Genomic DNA, 12,978 nt, shown 5'->3' with positions numbered 1-12,978 from the left:
TCGAGTTCTTTGGAGGGGAAGTATCTTTTCTGCTCATCATCGTACTCCACATAACGATCGAGGCCGAAATCCTTCGCGAGGGAGAGGATATAACCCTCCATATCATCGAAATCGGTTTCAGCCGAATCATCTTCAGCGGATTTCACCATCCACCCACCGAGATAGACGGCCTTCAGCAAAAGCTCGAATTGTTCCGGAGTCAAATCAATTTTCATAGCCACCTCCGTAATATTTATCTTTAATGGACCACACATGTGCTTAAAAAAGGCGGCCCGGACATGAGGGCCCGCCGTCGGATCATCGGGGTCCCTGCCTGTCGCATTTCTCGCCCTGCCTCAGTGATTGGAGTATTCTCCTCAGCGCTTCCGCGTTTGTTCGTGCCTGGTAATAGTGCTGGCCCACTCGGTAAGATATCTCGATGAGAATCACAAAAATGAAACCGAGGAAGATGAGAGCGCCATAGCGTTCGGGAACGGTGACGGCGACGCATATGAGGGCCACAAGGGCAAGCCAGTAATGCACCATGCCGGGTCTTTTTGGCCTGGCACTCAACGGCTCGTTTTCTGCCCCATCCTCGTAAAGACCCTCCTGCCTCATTCCGGGCGGCTGGGCCTGTCTCATATGGGCCTGCCCGGGGGCCTGCTGGCCGGTAGTCCTGCGGCCGGACAAAGGGGCTTCCGCCTTGTCGGGCTGTTCGGATGTCCTGCTTATCGGCCCTTGCCCGACACCTCTGTAGGCCGGCGGATTATCCTGCAGTGTCTGTTTTACAGGTTCGGGCGCCGATCTCACAGGTTCTTTCGGGGCCTTGGCCTCCTCCTCCCTCGAAGAATCATCTCGGCGATCTGCCTTCGCAGGCGCTTCCGCAGTCGTATCACGAATCCAGCTCAGTTTACTTTCCGTAAGGAGCGGTTTATTTCCCATCAGATCCTCCCCTCTTAATGATCTCTTTGCACAGGCTCATATAGTCCGCCGCACCATTGCTTTTCGGCGCATAATCGAATATGGGGAGACCCTTGGTCGGCGCCTCTGCAATCGCGACATTTTCCCTTATCATTGTCCTGAAAACCGTTTCGCCGAAATATTCCTTTATTTTATGGACTACTTCCCTGTTGAGTTTCTTTCTCCTGTCAAACCTGGTGCAGATGATCCCTGAGACGCCAAGGTTCCTGTTGAGCCTTTTCCGTACGATCTCCACCGTCTCCATCAGTTTGCCTATCCCCTGGAGGGCGAGGTATTCTGTCTGGAGGCAAATGAACAGCTCCTTTGCGGTGGTGAGGGCATTTAGAGTAAGGAGCCCCAGCCCGGGAGGGCAATCCATCAGGACGAAATCAATTCCTTTTATCCCTTTCAGGCATTCTTTCAGGATCGACTCTCTTCCGGGCACGGAGGCGAGCTCAATTTCAGCCCCGGACAGATCGAGAGTGGAGGGGATGATTTTCAGATTCTTATGGTTATTCATGGTCAGTGTGACATCGGCCAGTGACGCCTCCCCTTTAAGGAGGTCGTAAATAGATTTACCCAATTCGTGTGCCTGCACTCCAAGGGAATAAGTCATGTGCGATTGGGGGTCCATATCGATGAGCATCACTTTCTTGCCCAGCAGGGAGAGACCTCTGCCCACATTGACCGTGGCGGTCGTCTTGCCCACTCCTCCCTTTTGATTGATGACTGCTATAACCCTCATGCTGCCCCCTATTTCCCGTCTGAAAGTATGTATACCGATTTTCCTGCGAACCCCACCCTTCCTATTCTACCATTTTTAGTCCTGAGATTATATATTTATGAATCAAATACAATTAATTGCCCCTCTGCCTTCGCCGGGCGGCGCTGCCGCACAATTCCTTGACTTTTGATCTTTCTGTCATGTAATTTACGGTATGGACGGCCGGTTTTTACCTTCTGCACAGGGAACTCACGATGCAACTGAAGCAGGATGGCGGTTCATTTTCAGAGACCGGAAGATGCTGCTAATTATAAATGGCGAAGCCCTTGCGGTGCCGCTCGTGAAAGACTCCCGGGACCTGGGAGTCGATCCCGTGTCCGAGAGGTTCATCGGAATTCTCGACGGGGTGCCCTGTTATGGTGTGGAAGCCGGGGGCGGCGAGGCTCCCGCGGGAGGATCATGGCACGGTCTCAGGTCCCTCTACGGCCGCATCGATGGGTTGACCCATAAAATCGCCATGAGGGCCATCCACCTCCTTGAATGGGAGAAGAACGAGCATTACTGCGGGCGGTGCGGCTCCGAGACAGTAAACAAGGCCGAGGTCATTGCAAAAGAGTGCCCCCGATGCGGACATACTGTTTTTCCCCGAATTTCCCCGGCAGTGATTGTGCTGGTCCAAAAGGAGGGTAAGGTCCTCCTTGCGAGGGCAACTCGTTTTGCCGAACGGATGTACAGCGTGCTTGCCGGCTTTGTGGAGCCGGGAGAATCACTGGAAGAGACCGTGATGAGGGAGATCGAAGAAGAGGTTGGAATAAAGGTCAAGAATATACGGTACTTCGGAAGCCAGCCATGGCCTTTCCCCGATTCGCTCATGATAGCCTTTACCGCCGATTACGAGAGCGGTGAGATCGCGATCGACGGCGTCGAGATAGAGGAAGCGGCATGGTTCGATCCGGACCAGCTGCCCCGCATTCCCGGGAGGATAAGCGTGGCCCGAAAGCTGATAGACTGGTTCGTGGAGGCCCGTATGAAAAAGCCGGCTGCAGGCGCGGTCGTGGAAAAGAGTTACGGCCCTGATGAATGAACCGGCAGGAAGAGGCGGAATGAAAGCGGTTGTCTGGAATGAAAAACTTGAATTCCCGAAAGATTTTCCCGTGCCCGTACCCCGGGAAGGCGAGGCCCTCATCAAGGTGCGCGTGGCGGGGATATGCAATACGGACCTCGAGATCTTCAAGGGCTACATGGGGTTCAAGGGTATCCCGGGCCATGAGTTCACCGGAATCGTGGAGCGCGTCGCGGGGGGACCGGACGACCTTATTGGCAGACGCGTGGTGGGGGAGATCAATTGCTCCTGCGGTGTCTGCTCTTATTGCCTTCAGGGCATGAAGAGCCACTGTCCCCGCAGGACCACCCTCGGGATTGCAGAGAGGAACGGCGCTTTTGCAGAATACCTGACCCTTCCTGCGATCAACCTTCTGGAGGTGCCTCGGGGGCTTTCCGATGAAGAGGCGGTTTTTACCGAGCCTCTGGCCGCAGCCGTGGAGATTACCGACCAGAATCACGTGAAGCCCACGGACCGGGTGCTCGTGATGGGAGATGGAAAGCTCGGCCTTCTCTCGGTTTTTGTCCTCTCCTTAACCCAGGCTCATGTGACCCTTGTGGGAAAACACGGGTGGAAGCTCGATATCGCACGAAAAGCGGGCATCGAGGCGATTTCCGTCGATCACCTTCCTCCTGACGAAAAATACGATATGGTGGTGGAAGCTACGGGTCGGGCGGAGGGTATCGGGGAGGCGCTCGTCCGGGTGAAGCCCAGGGGGACCATCATACTGAAGAGCACGGTCGCCGGTGGGAACTCAATAAATCTGACACCCATAGTCATCAATGAGATCAAGGTAATCGGGTCGCGCTGCGGCCCCTTCGGACCGGCCCTGAGGGCTTTGTCTCAGGGGTCTGTGGATGTAAAGCCTCTTATCTCGGGCATCTATCCTATTGAAAAGGCACGGGAAGCCTTTGAGGCTGCACGCACCCAAGGGGCGCTCAAGATCCTCCTCGATTTTAGAGAAGAGTGAACCGGGAGAGGACATCCGGCGCGGCGGCAGCCCTGGAAGCACAAAGAGCGCTGATGAGGAACGCGGCGGCCGCGGCAACGAGCACCATGATGCACATCCCCCTGAAACCGATCCTGTCGTCTCTTATCGTCATCTCTTTCCTCCCACACTCCTTATTTTGCCGCAAGGAATCACGGCGCCATGGTATTATCGGCACCTTCGGTGCGTCCATTAAGGGCGGATTGGGGGTATATCCGATGTATCAGGCAGACGCCGGTGGTACCAGGAGAACAGCGTCCGACGGAGGGCTATGCTTTCCCTATATCGTGGCCCGGAGTGTTCCGGAATATCTCTTCCAGATCGGAGAGGCTTGATTCGTCCCCCCTCTCCATTTCTCCCACCCGCGCGTCATAGGCTTTTTCGAGTTGAGGGAGGAGAAGTTTCGCCTCCGGGGTGGTTTCGACCCGTAGGTCGATCATACGCATCTGCTCGCGGGCTTTCTCAAAATCTTCTCCGGCTATGGGGATATTATAAAGGGTGCTCAAAAGCTCCAGGAGCCTGAGCTTCCCCTGGTGGTCCTCGTCAACGGCCACATACTGGGGCAGAGAGACAATAAATACGGCCGCGTCGATGCCTGCATCGGCAGCTTCTTTGGTAATAAGATTAAGCAGTGATGAAGGCCCCCGATAGGTGATGGGCGCCGCCCCTGCCCTGGCCACGTCCTCCCGGCCGCCGGCTCCCATGCCGTAACCGCTCACGAGCAGCGGCCGCGTATGGGGGACAGCGTCGTACATGCTGCCGAGGAGCACGTACCTGCTCGCTTCCACTGCCTTGAGAAGTTTCATTACTGAGGCAATATAGACCTCGGCGAGATTATGGGGCTCCAAAAGGCGCAGCAGAAGAAGATCGTTTTCTCCCTCCCTTTTCGCACGATAAATCGTGGTATTGGGGACGGCCATCCCTCGGATGCCCTCTTCGAGGTCTATGACCGGCCTGTAACGGGTAAAATCATAGAATCGGCCCGGCATCGCCAGTTCCCCCCACCTTCGGGCCCCGTAGCGCTCTTTCAACTCCTTGAGGAGCAGGCTGCCCACGTTGTTTACGTCGATCCATGGCCGGAGAACGGCCAGGACCAAGGGTCTCCTGCACTCTTTTGCGGGCCCGGATAATCGAAAAGCGCCGAGTCTCACCATGGTACCTCCCTGTCGGCCTCAACTCCTGCCGATTTCCGCGAATGCGGTCCGCCTCTTTTTGATAAAGGTATAAGATTCGGCGTCTCTTGTCAATTCCACCTTTGGGGGAAAAGAAAGGGGAGTATTGAAACAGCCGGAGGTATAATGGTATAAAACTAAAGAAAGCGCAAAGGGTCTTTCATAACGATCCAATGCAGCCGGGAGGACGGATGGAGCTACTGAGAAGGCTGGGCAGACATAATCTCGCCCTCGTAGGGGTAATTATCCTCGTCCCCATGTTCTTCTGCGCCTTCTTCGCGCCCCTCATCTCTCCTCATGACCCCGTCCAGCCGGACCTGAAACAGATTCTCGCGCCCCCCTCCTTTTCCCACCCCTTCGGAACCGACACCCTGGGAAGGGATGTCTTTTCAAGGGTGGTTTACGGGAGCAGGATCTCCCTTCTCGTGGGATTCGTCTCCGTGGGGATCGCGACCCTCATAGGGATTCTCATAGGGGCGGTTTCAGGCTATTACGGAGGGATAATCGACGAGGTGATCATGAGGTTCGTGGACCTTATGATGTGTTTCCCCACCTTCTTTCTCATCCTTGCCGTCATCGCACTTCTCGAGCCGAGTATATGGAATATCATGATTGTCATAGGCCTTACCAACTGGATGGGCATTGCGAGGCTCGTCCGGGCCGAGATATTGAGCATAAAAGGCAAAGAATATGTACTTGCGGCGAAAACGCAGGGTTTCTCGGAATTCAGGATCATCTTCCGCCATGTGCTGCCGAACGCCCTTTCCCCTGTCTACGTGGTGGCGACCCTGGGTATCGGGGGGGCCATTCTTACGGAATCTGCATTGAGCTTCCTGGGCATCGGGGTTCAGCCGCCCACGGCAAGCTGGGGAAATATCCTTACCGCAGCGAAAGACAATATAGAGGTCGCCTGGTGGTTGAGCCTCTATCCGGGGCTCGCCATATTCCTGACCGTAATGGGATATAATCTCCTCGGGGAAGGGCTCAGGGATATATTCGATCCGAGGAGACGCTATCAGCTCAGATAGGCGGACCCTTGTGTCGCGCTCCTTCGCAGCCTTGGGGGGGTAACAAAAATGGCCGGAGAACGAAATAGAGAGCCCGCCCGGATCGGGACCAGGATTTACCAGGTCAGCGGACCGGGCATCACCGACCCCAGGGACTGCGTTTCCTACCTTTTGGACCTCGGGGAGCTTGTCCTTATCGACTCGGGGGCGGGTATGCGGCTAGAGCGTCTTATCGGGAACATCGAGAAGCTGGGTTTCGATCCCGCCCGCATCTCCACCATCATCCTCACCCACTGCCATTTCGATCATATAGGCGGGGCCGCCAAATTAAGAAAGCGTCTCGGTTGCCGCCTTGTCATGCACGCCCTGGATGCGGAGCTTTTGGAAGCCGGCGACCAGCGGATGACCGCCGCGTTCTGCTTCAAAGTATATCTTGAGCCTTTCTCCATAGACCTTAAACTCTACCAGGAGGAAGAACGGCTCCCCGTGGGCGGATATACGCTCACGTGCCTCCATACGCCCGGCCATACGCCCGGCTCCATCTCGGTTCTTGCGGAAATAGACGGCAGGAAAATCCTTTTTGCCCAGGACATCGGCGCTCCCCTGCTCAAGGAGTTCGACTGCAATCCTTTTGCATGGGTCGAATCGGTGGAAAAACTCTATACCCTCCACGCGGACGTGCTCTGCGACGGCCACTCGGGCGCATACGAGCCGGACACACAGGTTCAGGAGTATCTGAAGTATTGCATCCGCTCCCAATATGAACAGGGATATCTCCCGGTCCAGGGATAGAATGAGATCTGAATCTGTTATTCCCCGAGGGTAATCCTACCATCCCAAAAAGGACGGTAAAAGGTGATTATATGAACGGCGCATTATCATTGTTGACGACGGCCCGCGAGGGAGGCATCGAAATCTGCTTCGCCAATCCGGGTACCACGGAAACGCCTCTGGTTGCGGCCCTCGACCGCATTCAGGGGATTAAGCCGGTGCTGGGACTTTTCGAAGGGGTCTGTACGGGCGCGGCTGACGGATATGGGCGCATGAGAGGCGTCCCGGCCATGACCCTTCTCCACCTGGGCCCGGGTCTTGCGAACGGCATCGCCAACCTGCATAATGCGAAGCGCGCCCGGAGTCCTGTAGTCAACGTAATAGGCGAGCACTCCACCTGGCACCGCGGTGCCGATGCCCCCCTCGAAATGCACATCGAGCCCCTTGCCGCGACCGTATCCGGTTGGTTTAGAACATCTGCTTCTGGAGAGGAATTATCTTCCAATATGGCGGAGGCTATCTCCGCCTCCATGCGGGGACAGGTGGCAAGCCTTATCGTTCCCCATGACCTTCAGCTCGAGCAACTGAAGGTCAAGACGATTGTCAGGCCCCATGTCGCTCCCGATCCGCCCGATCCGGAGTTGATCCAAAGGGCGGCGGCCAGGTTGAGGGAATCCCGGCGCTGCGCGATTATCCTTGGGGGAGGGGCACTCCTTGAACCAGGCCTCAGGCTCGCGGGCCGCATTCAATATCTCACCGGATGCGATCTTTTGATGAGAAATTTTCCGGGCCGTGTAGAACGAGGCATCGACCTGCCGTCGGTCACCCGGATCCCCTACTTCCCGGAGGCTGCCATCCCGGTCCTGGCTTCCTATGAGACTATCGTGCTCGCAGGCGATACGGAACCGGTCACCTTTTTCGGATACGAGGGCATCGAAAGTCGCCTTTTGAGGAAAGACCAGGAAAAGGTAAGGATTTCCTGGGATACCCGCAATATCGTGGAGGCTCTCGAGCTTCTCGTCGGGGAGCTCGGGCAGGCAGGTCAAAAGGCAGGGGCAGCGCGAGGGACGCCGAGGCACGTCGAGAGGCCTGAAGTGCCTGAGGGGAGTCTCACCGCCGAAAGGATATGTCTTACCGTGGCAGCCCTTCAACCGGAAGGGGCAATCATCGTGGACGAGGGGCTGACCACCGCCTTTTCCTACTATCCCCTTACCGAAAACCTGCCGCGCCACAGCCTCCTGTACGTGGCGGGAGGCGCCATCGGGTATGGCATGCCTTGTGCGGCGGGAGCGGCATTCGCGTGCCCGGAGAGGCCGATCATAAACATCCAGGCCGATGGAAGCGCCTTCTATACACTCCAGGCCCTTTGGACGCAGGCGCGGGAGGGGCTCAATGTCACCACCCTTATCTGCTCCAACAGGCGCTATCAGGTGGTAAGAGTAGAGCTCGAACGGGCGGGCATCTCCAAGCCGGGCCCCGCGGCCCTGACCCTCTCGGACCTCGGTAATCCTCCTGTCGATTGGATGAAAATTGCGGAAGGTTTCGGTGTGCCCGGAGTCTCGGTGGAAACCGCCGGTGAATTGGCCCGGGAACTGGGCAGAGCCCTTCATGAGCCGGGACCTCATCTCGTGGAGATGGTAATGAGCAGTTGAAAGGGGCTTGCAGTTGAAGGGGGGCTCGCGTCGCCCCCTCCGATAGCGAAGCTATCGGAGCCTCCCCTTCTCGCTCGCGGTGCGAGCTACGTCACGCGGGGATGACTGTGCAAGCCCAGCGTGTGCCGGGATTCACGCTTGGCTTCCATCGGGACGAGCATACCCCTTTCTCGCTCCTTTGCGGGCCTACTGATTACCGGAGCATGGCACTACATGTCTTCAACGCATTACACGCATTAACGCTTTACACACATCACACGCTTCAACGCTTTACACGCTTTTACTTCAGTGCTTTCAGCTCTGCGGTTGCGAGGGCTATTCTGGCGGAGGCCAGTTTCTTGAATTCTTTTTTTGTCTTGGGCCCGTCTCCGGAGGCTATTGCTTTCAGCAGGTCGCCCCACAGCTCCGCGACGTCGAGGAGTTTATAGTAGTCAAGGAACTCCTTGAGATGGGCCAGGACGATCTTACCTGTGATTATGGGGTGGTTGTTGGTGACATTCGCATCTTTGAACCGTGTGCCGTGCTCCAGCTCCACATTGAGGCCTGCGAGAAATTCATCAAGATCGATGTTCATCTTTTCCGTGTTGACCTCGGCGAGGATTTTAGAGGCCTCCTCGGGAAGGGCCTTCGCAGTCTTGAGACGGGACCAGTCCCTGATGCCAAGTTCCTTGCAGACTCTTTTCACTTCAGATGAGGTGATGTATTCCGGAAGCTCCATGAACCCTCCTTTTACGCATTCGTAGTACCGGGGTCCTCCCCGGCACATTCATTGTAACAGCATGGGCAGAAGGTTACAACATGAGAAAGGGCGGGAATAGGATCAGGGTTCACCCGCGCCCGGCATTCAACCGCTCTGTCCATTTTACGAGGGCTACGACAAGTTCTCCTATTTTGTCCCGCGTCACCTGATCCGTCAGACGTCCGTCGGCATCCACTTTTTTGTCGGCGAAAGGCACCATCACTTCTGGCTGGTTGAGGGGATGCATATTGACGAATACCATGGACTGACGCAGATGGTATTGGGATCTCGCGGTGGCGATCATGCCGACGGAAGCCCCCATAATCGCCACCGCCTTTCCCTCCCAGGCGTTGTCGCCGTAGGGGCGGGAAGCCCAGTCGATCGCGTTTTTCAATACCCCGGGCATGGAGTAGTTATATTCCGGCGTGGCGATCAGGATCGCATCCGCGGCCCTTATCTTCGCTTTAAACTCTTTTACCTTATCCGGGGGTTCCGCCTCCAGGTCCTGATTGAAAGGCGGGATTCCCTCGAGGTCGAAAACCTCTATCTCCACCCCAACGGGGGTGGACTCTACGGCTGTTCTTAAAATTGCCTTATTGAAAGACTGTTTTCTCAGGCTCCCCGCAAAGCCGAGGATTGAGAATAGGGTTTTCTTTTCCATATGTCCTCCGGTGTGGGTGTGACAGGAAAATCAGTCACTTCCGTTTTCTTATATAAGCATCGATTGGGTGGATTTCAACCGTGTATACAAGAGCCGTATACAGCCAGAACCTCGTCAATACTTGCATTTCAACTTAATTACTTAAGAAGAACAATATCTTACCGAAAACATATTCAAGGGAGGCGTTATCCATCATATGGCAATCCCAAAACAAAACAAAATCAAAGGAGGATGTATTATGAGAAAAACGTGTTCGATTCTGATGGGGGTATTCTTTTTTGTAATGTGCGCCTGCTTCGTGGTCCATGCTTCGACTCTTGAAGAAGCAAAGGCGATGGTCGATAAGGCGGATGCCTATATGAAAGCAAACGGGAAGGACAAGGCGATTGCCGAGTTCAATAACCCCAAGGGGCAGTTTGTAAAGGGCGATCTCTATATCATTGCCCAGGATTACGATGGGATCATGCTCGCGAACGGGGGAAACCCGAAGCTCGTCGGTCAGAACCACTTTGGGTTAAAAGACTCGAGCGGTAAATCCTTCGTGAAAGAGATGATCGAAGTGTCGAAAACAAAGGGCAGCGGCACGGTCGAATATAATTGGACCAATCCCGTGTCGAAGAAGATTCAGCCGAAAGTCACCTATCTCAAAAAAGCGGACGCCGGCAACTTCTACATCGGTTGCGGCTTCTTCAAATAATCACCCGAGGGGCTGCTGAAGGGGAGGGAGGCCCCTTCAGCAGCCCCTCGCTTTTGCTTCCTGCCCTTCCCCTCAGATTAATCTTTCATACCTATTTGATATCCCGTCTGAAGATAAGTAGAATAATGGAACAGCCTCTCACGAGAACCGGTACCGGGAGGGGCGATATCGACAACATGGAGGAGAGAGTATGGAGCCGGGGCGAAAATATCGGTTTACCTGGGATCTCCTGGGGGATCTTAAAACCGGCAGGCCTAACCTGGGAAATCAGACCAGCGTTGAAGTCTACCGGTTGATGCAATTCACTTTCCGGGACGTGGCAGAGAAGCAATTGGGCGTAGAGAAGGCCGACCTGCTTTTCCGGGAGGCCGGTAAACTCGCAGGGACGCAATTCTACGATCATGTGCTCGGCTCGGTGACACAATTCAACGAACTGGTCGGACGACTGCAGAAGGCGTTCAAGGAGATGGGGATCGGTATTCTCCGTATCGAAGAGGCTGATTCAAAGAACCGGTCCTTTCATCTCACCATTTCGGAAGATTTGGATTGCTCGGGTCTTCCGGAGCTCGGATATCAGATATGCGTCTATGACGAAGGTTTTATCGCGGGCTTGCTTGAAAGGTTCTTTGGCGAAACCTTTAAGGTGAAGGAAGAGGAATGCTGGTCCACCGGGGACCGCATGTGCAGGTTTGTCGCACAAATCTCGGATTGATGCTCCGACAGCGAAAAGGAGCATTGCCCATCGGAATAGGGGAGCGACTGAGGAGGATCGCACCAGATGGTAAAAGATGTCCTTAAAGAGCTGAGGGCGCTACTCGACGTAGCCATCGAATCGGAACACGAGGAAGATGCGGTGCGCCTCAGGGAGGGTCTTGAGGCAGCCCTTATTCATATCAAGACGGATGATTCATGGGCCGGCGATACGCAGGACCTCGACCTCATCATCGGGGCGTGGCGCCGCGGTACTGTCCCGCCCGGGGTTCCGGATGTGGGAGAAAGCGCGGAGAAAGCAAGCGCCGGACTGATCCGGGATATCCTTGCCGTTCAGGAGTTTGCCCTTGCCCTGTCGAAAGGCGATCTTTCAAGACCTCTTCACGCAAAAGGGGCCATGGTGGGAAGCCTCAAGACATTGCAGGCAAACCTCCGTCATTTGACCTGGCAGACCCAGGTAATTGCGAAAGGGGATTTTTCCCAGCGCGTCGACTTTATGGGCGATTTCTCCGAGTCCTTTAATCTCATGGTCTCGAGTCTGGCCGACATGCGCGATGCTCTGGAGCAGGGGAAGCGCGAGATAGAGATGAGGGTTGAGGAACGCACCGAGGAGCTGAGCCGCGCATACAAGGTACTGAGGGCCGAGACTCAAGAGCGCCAACGGGTAGAGAAGGAGCTCCGCCGGGCCCAGAAACTCGAAGCCCTCGGAACTCTCTCCGGCGGCATCGCCCATGATTTTAACAATATTCTCGCGGGCATCATAGGCTTCACCGAGATGGTGCTCGACCAGACGCCCTCCGACGCCCCGACGCGACGCAAGCTGGAGCTCATCCATAAGAGCGGGGTCAGGGGCCGGGAGCTGGTGAAGCAGATACTTGCCTTCAGTCGCGGGGCCAATCCGGAAAAGCGGCAGATTGCACTGGGCACGCTTATAGAGGAGTCACTGAGGCTCCTCGGGCCGGTCCTTCCCCCCGGAACCGAGATCAGGAAGAATGTCTCATCCGTGAGAGAGACTATTTCCGTTGACCCCGACCAGGTGCACCAGGTAATCATGAACCTTTGCACGAATGCCGCCCACGCAATGCAAGGTAAAGAGGGTCTTATAGAGGTTGGTCTCGCAGACCGGGAGCTCGCTGATCCCGAAGCTTCCGCCTTGGGGCTGAAGGAAGGCCCTTATGCTGAAATTTCTGTGAGGGATACAGGCTGCGGGATTGAGAAAGAGTCGCTTGAAAAGATATTCGATCCCTTCTTTACGACCAAGAGGCCGGGGCAGGGAACGGGTATGGGGCTGTCGGTGGTCCATGGCATCGTGAAAGGACATGGCGGCTCGATTACCGTGCAGACTGAACCCGGTGAAGGCTCCATTTTTCGTGTGCTCCTGCCGGCCTCCGCCGTGAATGCGGGAGCCGTGGACGCCGTACCGGGGAGAATTGAAAGAGGAAAAGAAAGAATACTTTTTGTCGACGATGAAGAGGAGCTCGTGGAGATGAACGGGGCGAGACTTAAAAACCTCGGTTATAAGGTTGAGAGTCACTCGGACCCCGCGGCAGCGATTGACGCCTTCCGGTCAAATCCCGCTTTCTTCGATCTGGTGATTACGGATTTCGCCATGCCTGACATGACAGGTATCGAATTCGCGCGAAAAATCCACGAAATCAGGGCCGATGTGCCGATCCTTCTCTTTTCGGGTTTTAACCAGCGGGTGGACGCGGGAACTATGGAAGAGGCGGGCATCAACGCATCACTCGACAAAACAGCGAACAAGGGTGAGCTCGCTGCCGCCGTGAGACGGGTTTTAGGAGCCTGAAGGTAAAA

15 protein-coding genes are annotated in these 12,978 nt (G+C 55.5%); 8 read left to right on the top strand and 7 right to left on the bottom strand.

Translation table 11 applies throughout. The annotated features are described in order from the left end of the window. The 3 genes from VGJ94_19590 to VGJ94_19580 form a co-directional block, all read right to left on the bottom strand. Positions 1-215, bottom strand: a 215-nt coding sequence (locus VGJ94_19590; protein ID HEY3278825.1) for a hypothetical protein, incomplete at its 3' end; no start/stop codon positions are given. A gap of 82 nt (positions 216-297) precedes the next feature. After that, positions 298-921, bottom strand: coding sequence for a hypothetical protein (locus VGJ94_19585; GenBank protein ID HEY3278824.1), 624 nt, complete (start codon positions 919-921; stop codon positions 298-300). Next, on the bottom strand, positions 911-1,684 hold the full coding sequence (locus VGJ94_19580) for a ParA family protein (protein ID HEY3278823.1): 774 nt from the start codon (positions 1,682-1,684) through the stop codon (positions 911-913). Before VGJ94_19580 ends, VGJ94_19585 begins: the two co-directional genes overlap by 11 nt. Positions 1,685-1,877: 193 nt before the next feature. On the opposite strand from VGJ94_19580, the gene nudC reads away from it, so the two are divergent. Both nudC and VGJ94_19570 read left to right on the top strand, forming a co-directional pair. Beyond that, the gene (gene nudC / locus VGJ94_19575; GenBank protein HEY3278822.1) at positions 1,878-2,747 is read left to right on the top strand and encodes an NAD(+) diphosphatase; all 870 of its coding nucleotides are present in this window, start codon (positions 1,878-1,880) and stop codon (positions 2,745-2,747) included. Between the two features lie 19 nt (positions 2,748-2,766). Next, a complete protein-coding gene (locus tag VGJ94_19570; protein ID HEY3278821.1) occupies positions 2,767-3,735 on the top strand; it encodes an alcohol dehydrogenase catalytic domain-containing protein in 969 nt (322 codons plus the stop codon). On the opposite strand, the gene VGJ94_19565 is transcribed toward VGJ94_19570, so the two are convergent. Further along, positions 3,722-3,868 (bottom strand): hypothetical protein, encoded by a 147-nt coding sequence (locus VGJ94_19565; protein HEY3278820.1) that lies wholly within the window; start codon positions 3,866-3,868, stop codon positions 3,722-3,724. The genes VGJ94_19570 and VGJ94_19565 overlap by 14 nt on opposite strands. 154 nt (positions 3,869-4,022) lie before the next feature. Further along, complete coding sequence (locus VGJ94_19560) at positions 4,023-4,907, bottom strand: PAC2 family protein (GenBank protein ID HEY3278819.1); 885 nt, start codon at positions 4,905-4,907, stop codon at positions 4,023-4,025. Positions 4,908-5,116: 209 nt separating this feature from the next. Here VGJ94_19560 and VGJ94_19555 point away from each other — a divergent pair, with 209 nt between their 5' ends. From VGJ94_19555 to VGJ94_19545, 3 genes are all read left to right on the top strand, one after another. Next, positions 5,117-5,953 (top strand): ABC transporter permease, encoded by an 837-nt coding sequence (locus VGJ94_19555; GenBank protein HEY3278818.1) that lies wholly within the window; start codon positions 5,117-5,119, stop codon positions 5,951-5,953. Between the two features lie 48 nt (positions 5,954-6,001). Continuing rightward, positions 6,002-6,724 (top strand): MBL fold metallo-hydrolase, encoded by a 723-nt coding sequence (locus VGJ94_19550; GenBank protein ID HEY3278817.1) that lies wholly within the window; start codon positions 6,002-6,004, stop codon positions 6,722-6,724. A 71-nt stretch (positions 6,725-6,795) separates the two neighbouring features. Beyond that, positions 6,796-8,355 (top strand): acetolactate synthase large subunit, encoded by a 1,560-nt coding sequence (locus VGJ94_19545; GenBank protein HEY3278816.1) that lies wholly within the window; start codon positions 6,796-6,798, stop codon positions 8,353-8,355. 280 nt (positions 8,356-8,635) lie between these two features. On the opposite strand, the gene VGJ94_19540 is transcribed toward VGJ94_19545, so the two are convergent. Together VGJ94_19540 and VGJ94_19535 are read right to left on the bottom strand one after the other, a co-directional pair. After that, entirely contained in the window at positions 8,636-9,073 is a 438-nt protein-coding gene (locus tag VGJ94_19540; GenBank protein HEY3278815.1) for a DUF5661 family protein, read from the bottom strand. A 109-nt stretch (positions 9,074-9,182) separates the two neighbouring features. Then, positions 9,183-9,755, bottom strand: a complete 573-nt coding sequence (locus VGJ94_19535; GenBank protein HEY3278814.1) for an NAD(P)H-dependent oxidoreductase — start codon at positions 9,753-9,755, stop codon at positions 9,183-9,185. Positions 9,756-9,993: 238 nt separating this feature from the next. On the opposite strand from VGJ94_19535, the gene VGJ94_19530 reads away from it, so the two are divergent. From VGJ94_19530 to VGJ94_19520, 3 genes are all read left to right on the top strand, one after another. Continuing rightward, complete coding sequence (locus VGJ94_19530) at positions 9,994-10,452, top strand: cache domain-containing protein (protein HEY3278813.1); 459 nt, start codon at positions 9,994-9,996, stop codon at positions 10,450-10,452. A gap of 190 nt (positions 10,453-10,642) precedes the next feature. Continuing rightward, a complete protein-coding gene (locus VGJ94_19525) occupies positions 10,643-11,164 on the top strand; it encodes a V4R domain-containing protein (protein ID HEY3278812.1) in 522 nt (173 codons plus the stop codon). 66 nt (positions 11,165-11,230) lie between these two features. Continuing rightward, a complete protein-coding gene (locus VGJ94_19520) occupies positions 11,231-12,970 on the top strand; it encodes an ATP-binding protein (GenBank protein ID HEY3278811.1) in 1,740 nt (579 codons plus the stop codon). The last annotated feature ends 8 nt before the right edge of the window (positions 12,971-12,978 follow it).

This window comes from Syntrophorhabdaceae bacterium (genome assembly GCA_036504895.1).
Lineage (GTDB): Bacteria > Desulfobacterota > Syntrophorhabdia > Syntrophorhabdales > Syntrophorhabdaceae > PNOM01.
Note: the sequence above shows the minus strand (reverse complement) of the source record. Positions and strands in the feature narration are given on the sequence as shown.

Coding starts and splice junctions, on each gene's coding strand:
- VGJ94_19580 (HEY3278823.1), bottom strand. CDS start 1,684: ATGAGGGTTATAGCAGTCATCAATCAAAAGGGAGGAGTGGGCAAGACG.
- VGJ94_19560 (HEY3278819.1), bottom strand. CDS start 4,907: ATGGTGAGACTCGGCGCTTTTCGATTATCCGGGCCCGCAAAAGAGTGC.
- VGJ94_19570 (HEY3278821.1), top strand. CDS start 2,767: ATGAAAGCGGTTGTCTGGAATGAAAAACTTGAATTCCCGAAAGATTTT.
- VGJ94_19550 (HEY3278817.1), top strand. CDS start 6,002: ATGGCCGGAGAACGAAATAGAGAGCCCGCCCGGATCGGGACCAGGATT.
- VGJ94_19540 (HEY3278815.1), bottom strand. CDS start 9,073: ATGGAGCTTCCGGAATACATCACCTCATCTGAAGTGAAAAGAGTCTGC.
- VGJ94_19565 (HEY3278820.1), bottom strand. CDS start 3,868: ATGACGATAAGAGACGACAGGATCGGTTTCAGGGGGATGTGCATCATG.
- nudC (HEY3278822.1), top strand. CDS start 1,878: ATGGACGGCCGGTTTTTACCTTCTGCACAGGGAACTCACGATGCAACT.
- VGJ94_19530 (HEY3278813.1), top strand. CDS start 9,994: ATGAGAAAAACGTGTTCGATTCTGATGGGGGTATTCTTTTTTGTAATG.
- VGJ94_19525 (HEY3278812.1), top strand. CDS start 10,643: ATGGAGCCGGGGCGAAAATATCGGTTTACCTGGGATCTCCTGGGGGAT.
- VGJ94_19535 (HEY3278814.1), bottom strand. CDS start 9,755: ATGGAAAAGAAAACCCTATTCTCAATCCTCGGCTTTGCGGGGAGCCTG.
- VGJ94_19555 (HEY3278818.1), top strand. CDS start 5,117: ATGGAGCTACTGAGAAGGCTGGGCAGACATAATCTCGCCCTCGTAGGG.
- VGJ94_19545 (HEY3278816.1), top strand. CDS start 6,796: ATGAACGGCGCATTATCATTGTTGACGACGGCCCGCGAGGGAGGCATC.
- VGJ94_19585 (HEY3278824.1), bottom strand. CDS start 921: ATGGGAAATAAACCGCTCCTTACGGAAAGTAAACTGAGCTGGATTCGT.
- VGJ94_19520 (HEY3278811.1), top strand. CDS start 11,231: ATGGTAAAAGATGTCCTTAAAGAGCTGAGGGCGCTACTCGACGTAGCC.